Raw genomic sequence first — 7,574 nt, 5'->3', positions numbered from 1 at the left:
GAGCTTGCTCCCGCTGGGCTGCGAAGCGGCCCCAAAATCTACGGCCGCTACGCAGCCGGACGGGAGCAAGCTCCCTCGCCACAAATGTTCATCAGGGCCGCCACTGTGTTTCAGCGTTGAAACAGATGTCGCCCGGCAAAAATATTTTTCTCAAATCCCCGCAAAAAACCTCATTCCCAGCCGATACAGCCAATAAGCGCACACAAACCTATTACAACAGTGGCGCCCCGCTGACCCTGTGCGCCTCACGCCCGCCACTCAGCCATCACCGCAAGGACGCTCGCCGCCTCAATCACCCGAGTATCGTCCTATGTCCCTGCGTAATCTGAATATCGCACCTCGAGCCTTCCTGGGGTTTGCTTTCATTGCCTTGCTCGTCATCGTGCTCGGTGTGTTTGCGGTGAATCGCATGTCGATCATCCGCCAGGCCTCGATCGACATGGGCAGTACCCAACTGCCCAGCATCGGCTTCCTGGGCAATGTCACCGAAAACATCCTGCGCATGCGCATCTTGTCGTTCCGGATTCTGGTCAACCGCGAGCCGGCCAGTTTGCAGGAAGCTGAAGCGCGGATCGCGGTGCTTATCGACAAGGCGCGCAAGGCCCAGGCCAGTTATGCCGAGTTGCCGATGGAGTCGGACGAAGAGGCGCTGTACAAGGTATTCAGCGCGACGCTGGAAAAATACATGCAAGCGCAACGGGAGATGCTGGACCTGTCGCGCCAGAACAAGGTGGATGAGATGCGCGCCTTGATCAACACGCGGATCAAGGAAGGCACCGACCTGATGGGCGAGCAGCTCAATAAACTGGTGGCTTACAACCAGCAGGGCGCAAAAGCGGCCGGGATGATTGCGCAAGAAAACTACAACACCGCCGTGAACGGCATCATCGTGGTATCGGTGGTCGCGTCGCTCCTGACCGTGCTGCTGGCCTGGCTACTGACCCGCAGCATCGTCACGCCGCTCAATCGCGCAGTGCAGGCCGCAGAAACCATTGCCGGCGGCAACCTGAGCAAAGCCATCGAAATCGACGGCAAGGACGAACCGGCACGCTTGCTCGGAGCCTTGTCCGTCATGCAGGCCAACCTGCGCAAAACCATCGAACAGATCGCCGGGTCCGCGACGCAACTGGGTGCTGCCGCAGAAGAACTCAGCACCGTGACCGAGGAAGCGTCCCGCGGCCTGCAACAACAGAACAACGAAATCGAACAAGCCGCCACGGCGGTCAACGAAATGACCGCTGCCGTGGAAGAAGTCGCGCGCAACGCCGTGTCGACCTCCGAAGCGTCGAGCCAGTCGACCCAGGCCGCCCGTGAAGGCCGCGACCGCGTGGTGGAAACCGTGGACGCGATCCAGACCATGACCCACGACGTGCAAAACACTTCATTGATGATCGAAGGCCTGGCCGCACAGGGCCGCGACATCGGCAAAGTGCTGGACGTGATCCGCGCCATCGCCGAACAGACCAACCTGCTGGCGCTCAACGCGGCCATTGAAGCGGCCCGTGCCGGTGAAGCCGGACGTGGTTTTGCCGTGGTGGCAGACGAAGTCCGGGCTCTGGCCCATCGCACGGCACAATCGACCCAGGAAATCGAAAAAATGGTCGCCGGCATCCAGAACGGCACGGGCGAAGCCGTCTCGTCGATGCAGCAGAGCAATCAGCGCACCCAGAGCACCTTGGAGATGGCCCGCGCCGCTGGTGTGGCGCTGGAGCAGATCACCCAGTCAATCCACTTGATCAACGAACGCAACCTGGTGATCGCCAGCGCGTCGGAAGAGCAAGCCCAGGTGTCCCGTGAAGTCGACCGCAACCTGGTGAACATCCGCGACCTCGCCACCCAGTCCGCCGCCGGTGCCAATCAGACCAGCGCCGCGACGCATGAGCTGTCGCGCCTGGCGGTCGATTTGAATGCGATGGTGGCGCGTTTCGTGATTTGAGATAGGGTTGAGACTGGGAGTCCGCGCGCGACAGGAGAAACACATGCGCTATTCAGCCTTGACCCAACGAATCGCCGGCGACGGAGCGGCAGCCTGGCAGATTCATGACCGAGCGCTGGAAATGCGCGAGCAAGGAGTCGATGTACTGCTGTTGTCGATCGGCGATCCTGATTTCGATACGCCGGCGCCCATCGTGCAGGCGGCCGTCGACAGTTTGCGGGCCGGCGACACGCATTACCCGGAGGTGCGCGGCAGTCGCGGATTGCGCAGCAGCATTGCGCGGCGCCATCGACAGCGCAGTGGTCAGGCGGTGGACGCCGATCATGTGATCGTGTTTCCGGGCGCGCAGTGTGCGGTGTATTCGGTCGCGCAATGCCTGCTCGATCCCGGCGATGAGGTGATCGTCGCCGAACCGATGTACGTGACCTATGAAGGGGTGTTCGGCGCTTGCGCGGCCAAGGTGGTGCCGGTGGCAGTGCGGCCGGAGAACGGCTTTCGCGTTGACCCGGCGGATGTCGCGGCGCTGATTACGCCGAAGACCCGCGTCCTGTTACTCAACAGTCCAAACAATCCGTCCGGCGCAAGCCTGTCATTGAAGACCTGGCAAGCGCTGGCGGTGTTGTGCGTGCGTCATGATCTGTGGCTGATCAGCGACGAGGTCTACAGCGATCTGTTGTTCGAGGGCGAACACATCAGCCCGGCAAGCCTGCCGGGCATGGCCGAACGCACCGCGACCATCAACAGCCTGTCCAAATCCCACGCCATGAGCGGCTGGCGCGTGGGTTGGTCAATCGGCCCGAAACTGTTGGCCGAGCACCTGGTGCATTTGTCGTTGTGCATGCTGTTCGGCATTCCCGATTTTGTGCAGAAAGCCGCGCAAGTGGCGCTGGATGAAGACCTGCCGGAAGTGGCGCTGATGCGAGAGGAATATCGCCTGCGTCGCGATCTGGTGTGCGCGAGGTTGAGTGGTTGCCCGGGGATCCGCCCGATCCGGCCGGATGGCGGGATGTTCGTGATGGTCGATGTGCGCCCGACCGGGTTGTGCGCCCAAGGGTTTGCCGAGCGTCTGCTGGAGGGTTACGGCGTGTCGGTGCTTGCCGGCGAGGCATTCGGGCCAAGTGCGGCGGGGCATATCCGCATCGGGTTGGTGGTGGATCAAGTGAAACTGGCGGATGCGTGCCGGCGGATTGCATTGTGTGCTGCGGACCTGCTCGAAGCGCGGCGGGCCTGACAGTGTTGTGTGAGTGCCGGCCTCTTCGCGGGCAAACCTTGCTCCTACAGGATCGGCGAAACCCGTAGGAGCGAGGCTTGCCCGCGAAGGCTGACTAACAGACGCCGAAATCCTTACGCCCGGACCACGCCCCGACATTCACCAGGTTCTTCGGCCGTTCTCCAGCCAACGCCATCAGCAGATTATCCACCGCGCACCCAGCCATCGCTTCCCGCGTCTCATGCGTCGCCGACCCCATATGCGGCGTCGCCACCACGTTGTTCAACGTCAACAACGGCGAATCAACATTCAGCGGCTCACGCTCAAACACATCCAGTCCCGCCGCGCGAATCTGTCCGGTGCGCAATGCCTCAATCAGCGCGGCCTCATCGACGACTTTTCCTCGGGAAATGTTGATGAAAATACTCTCCGGGCGCATCAAGGCGAACTCTTCAGCGCCAATCAACCCTTCGGTTTCAGCCGTCAACGGCAAGGTCAGGCAAATGAAATCGGCCTGTTGCAACAGCGCCGTCAGGCTGCGGTACTGAGCATCAAAGCGTTGCTCAACCGCCGGTTTTGGCGAATGGCTGTGATAGATAACCGGCATGCCAAAACCAAAATGCCCGCGCTGGGCCAACGCCTCACCAATACGCCCCATGCCGATGATGCCCAGGGTCTTGCCGTGCACGTCGGTGCCGAAATGCACCGGACCGATGTTGCGGTTCCACTGACCGGCGCGGACCATGTTGGCCAGTTCCACCACCCGCCGGGCCGTCGCCAGAATCAGCGCGAACCCCGTATCCGCCGTGGTTTCCGTCAGCACGTCCGGGGTGTTGCTGAGCAGAATGCGCCGCTCGGTCAGGTAGTCGATGTCATAGTTGTCGACGCCCACCGAGACACTGGCAATCGCTTCAAGATTGGGCGCCAGATCAAGCAATTCGCCGTCCAGCTTCAGACTTGCGCCAAGCAAGCCATGGGCGCGGGGCAGGGCGGCGCGCAGTTGTTCGATGCCCTCCGGGTTGAGGTTGTCGATCAGTGTCACGTCGGTGTGCTCATGCAGGCGAGCCATCAACAGCGGCGAGAGTTTCTTGTACAGCACGACCTGCTTTTTCATCGTCATCATCTCAACTTCAAATCAAGGGTGAGCCGGCACTGGCCTTTGCGTATCGGCCTTGGCCACGACCCGGTCACTGGCGCCGGGCTTGAGGAAAATCGTCAAAATCACGGAGAGCATCAACGCGCCGCTCATCAGCAAGTAAGAAGCGCCGGGCGAGCCGGTGGAGCTGTTCAGGTAGCCGACCAGATACGAACCGCCGAATGAACCCAGCGCGCCCATGCTGTTGATCAGCGCCATGGCCCCGCCGGCAACGTTGGCCGGGAGGATTTCCGGAACGATGGCGAAAAACGGCCCATACGGCGCATACATGCAGGCGCCGGCGATCACCAGCAGGGTGTAGGACCACCAGAAATGTTCGGCGCCCAAGGCATAGGAACCGTAGAACGCAATCGAGGCGATCAGCAGCGGCGGCCAGACGAAGCGTTTGCGCTTCTGCAATTTGTCCGAGCCCCAGGACACCAGCAGCATGGCGATCACCGCGGCCAGGTACGGCAGCGCCGAGAGCCAGCCGGCTTCGATCATGTCCATCTGCGCGCCGGCCTTGAGGATCGACGGCAGCCACAACACGAAACCGTAGACACCAATGCTCCAGCAGAAAAACTGCAGCGCAAGGATGATCACTTTCGGCGAACGGAAGGCTTCGGCGTAGTTCTTCACTGCTTTGATGCCGACCTGTTCGGCGGCGAGGGCGCTTTCCAGGTCGTGCTTCTCCTGGTCGGTCAGCCATTTGGCCTGGGCCGGACGGTCATCGGCCAGACGCCACCAGATAAACGCCCAGAATACCGCCGGCAAACCTTCAATGATGAACATCCAGCGCCAGCTGTAATGCTGCACCAGATAACCTGACACCACTGACATCCACAGCATGGTCACCGGGTTGCCGAGGATCAGGAAAGTATTGGCCCGGGAGCGTTCGGCGCGGGTGAACCAGTGGCACAGGTACACCAGCATCGCTGGCATCACCGCGGCTTCGACCACACCGAGCATGAAACGGATCACGATCAGCCAATAGGCGTTGGAGACGACCCCGGTCAACGTCGCGAGCCCGCCCCAGAGGATCAGGCTGACGAAAATCAGCTTCTTCACGCTGTGCTTCTGCGCATAGATCGCGCCCGGTATCTGGAAGAAAAAGTAACCGAGGAAAAACAGCGCGCCGAGCATTGAAGACAGGCCGGGCGTGATCATCAGGTCGGCGGCCATCCCGGAGGCGGCAGCGAAGCCGTAATTGGCGCGGTCCAGATACGCCAGGCTGTAGGTGATGAAGACGATTGGCATGATGTACCACCAACGGCGGGTGGCGAGTGAGGCGGTTTTCATGGTGGTGCTCCTGAGCTTGTTGTTTTTGTCGCAGCAGGTAACGGGTCAGAAATCTTCAGTGGCTGTGCGGGGCTCTTCGCGGGCAAGCCTCGCTCCTACAAGAGCGCCGCTGTCCTGTAGGCGCGAAGCTTGCCCGCGAACAGCGGTCTCCAATTCGACGGACATTTCCAGGCGGGTCGGCAACCCCTCCATATCCCCGCGACTCTGCACCGCACGGCTGCCAATCCAGTTGGCCCGCTGCACGGCATCGGCGAAGCTGTGGTTTTCGAGCAAGGCGCTGATCATGCCGACGGCAAAGCCATCACCGGCGCCGACGGTATCGACCACCGTTGCCACCGGCACACCCGCGACAAACCCCTGATCTTGCTGCGTGCGGTAATACGCGCCATGGGACCCGAGCTTGATTGCCACCGCTTCTGCACCCTGATCGAGATAAAACGCCGCAATGTCCTCCGGGTCTTCATACCCGGTCAGTAAACGTCCTTCACTCAACCCCGGCAGCACCCAGTGGGCGAGGGCGGCGAGACGGTTGATCTCGCTGATCATCAGTTGCTCGCTGGCCCACAGACTTGGGCGCAGGTTCGGGTCGAAGGACACGCTGCGCCCGGCAGTGCGCATGCGGGTCATCAGTTCAAAAGACATTTCCCGGGCCGACGCAGACAGCGCCGGAGGAATGCCGGTAGCGTGCAGATGTCGCGCGTTGAGCAACGGCGGGGAGATCGATTGCACCGACAAATGACTCGCCGCCGAGCCGCGACGGAAATACTCGACCGCCGGATCACTGCCATCGTCGGTACGAGACTTGAGCTGAAACCCGGTCGGGTGTGCCGGGTCGATGGCGACATGGCTGCAATCCAGGCCTTCCTTTTCCAACGTATCGACGACAAACCGTCCCAACGAATCGGCACCGACCCGGCTCAGCCACGCCACGTTGAACCCCAGCCGCGACAGGCCGATCGCGACGTTGTTGTCCGCCCCGGCAATGCGCTTGTGGAATTGGCTGACGGCCGCCAGATCACCGTTCTGATCGGCGACGAACATGGCCATGGTTTCGCCGAACGAGAGAATATCGAACTCAGACATGGGCACTCTCCAGACGGGATTGGCCGAGGCGGGCGAGGGTGGCGACGTGGTCGGTGGTCAACTGCACCAGGTCATCGCCTTGCAGCGGATATTCCGCCGCGCGCATCACGCCTTGGGCCATGTGCCGCAGCAGTTGTTCCCACAGGTGCACATCGCTGGCAGCTGGCGGGGTGGCGACCAGTTTGCCGTCAGCCCGGCGCGCAACGGCTTTGCAATGCACGTAGCCGACATGCCGACAGAGCAGCCGAGCGGCATTGACGGCGGACTGGTCCTGCCATTGCCAGTTGCCGATGTCGAAGGTCATTTTGATCGGCAGTCGGTGTCGCTCGACTTCGCCGAAGAAGCGTTGGAACGGCTCGATACGCCCGCCGTGCAAGGTCTGGTCGTTTTCCACCAGCAGCTGCACCGGGCTTCGCGCGAGGATCCGGCTCAAGGTGTGCAGATCGTTGTTGTCAGTGAAGTAGCCCAAGGAAACTTTCAGCCATTTGGCGCCGAACGTTTCAGCGCGCTGGAGGGTGCAAAGCAGTTCAGGGTTGGGTTTCGACTGGCCGGCCAGCCACAGTTCCATCGGTGAGGAATAGATGCTTTCCAGGCCATGTGAGCGAGTGGCGTCGGCCAGTTGCACCGGGTTTTCATGGGTCAGCAATTCTTCGCGCCATTCAATGCGCGTGGCACCGGCGGCCGCCAATACCTCGATAAAACTGCCTTGGCCACGTTGGCGGACCAGATCGGCGCCGTAGCTCGACAGGCTGATGGAAACGGGTGGTTTATTCATTGTTTTGCACCTCTGAAACCGGTTTCATTTTTGTTCAAAAAAAATGGCTTAAGTAATGTGGGGTTCTTTCGGGCCTCATCGCGAGCAGGCTCACTCCCACAGGTGTACGCATTCCAATGTGGGAGCGAGCCTGCTC

Annotated in this window: 6 protein-coding genes; 2 read left to right on the top strand and 4 right to left on the bottom strand. The window is 61.2% G+C overall.

From position 1 onward, the window contains the following. The first annotated feature begins 310 nt into the window (after positions 1-310). Positions 311-1,936, top strand: coding sequence for a methyl-accepting chemotaxis protein (locus QMX98_RS29945; RefSeq protein ID WP_169858300.1), 1,626 nt, complete (start codon positions 311-313; stop codon positions 1,934-1,936). Positions 1,937-1,979: 43 nt separating this feature from the next. Beyond that, positions 1,980-3,167: an aminotransferase class I/II-fold pyridoxal phosphate-dependent enzyme gene (locus tag QMX98_RS29940; protein ID WP_083376835.1), complete on the top strand. Its 1,188-nt coding sequence runs from the start codon at positions 1,980-1,982 to the stop codon at positions 3,165-3,167. Between the two features lie 94 nt (positions 3,168-3,261). On the opposite strand, the gene QMX98_RS29935 is transcribed toward QMX98_RS29940, so the two are convergent. Genes QMX98_RS29935 through QMX98_RS29920 form a run of 4 tightly spaced genes read right to left on the bottom strand, consistent with a single transcriptional unit; the run spans position 3,262 to position 7,438 of the window. After that, positions 3,262-4,260 carry a bifunctional glyoxylate/hydroxypyruvate reductase B gene (locus QMX98_RS29935; protein WP_010459971.1) on the bottom strand — a complete coding sequence of 333 codons (999 nt, stop codon included), beginning with the start codon at positions 4,258-4,260 and terminating at the stop codon, positions 3,262-3,264. A 21-nt stretch (positions 4,261-4,281) separates the two neighbouring features. Beyond that, positions 4,282-5,580 (bottom strand): MFS transporter, encoded by a 1,299-nt coding sequence (locus QMX98_RS29930; protein ID WP_282411831.1) that lies wholly within the window; start codon positions 5,578-5,580, stop codon positions 4,282-4,284. 45 nt (positions 5,581-5,625) lie between these two features. Then, positions 5,626-6,663 carry a sugar kinase gene (locus QMX98_RS29925; protein ID WP_282411830.1) on the bottom strand — a complete coding sequence of 346 codons (1,038 nt, stop codon included), beginning with the start codon at positions 6,661-6,663 and terminating at the stop codon, positions 5,626-5,628. After that, the gene (locus QMX98_RS29920) at positions 6,656-7,438 is read right to left on the bottom strand and encodes an AP endonuclease (RefSeq protein WP_282411829.1); all 783 of its coding nucleotides are present in this window, start codon (positions 7,436-7,438) and stop codon (positions 6,656-6,658) included. Before QMX98_RS29920 ends, QMX98_RS29925 begins: the two co-directional genes overlap by 8 nt. Positions 7,439-7,574 lie beyond the last annotated feature (136 nt).

Origin of the sequence: Pseudomonas sp. PS02303 (assembly GCF_029959925.1) — a bacterium.
GTDB classification, from domain to species: domain Bacteria; phylum Pseudomonadota; class Gammaproteobacteria; order Pseudomonadales; family Pseudomonadaceae; genus Aquipseudomonas; species Aquipseudomonas mandelii.
Note: the sequence above shows the minus strand (reverse complement) of the source record. Positions and strands in the feature narration are given on the sequence as shown.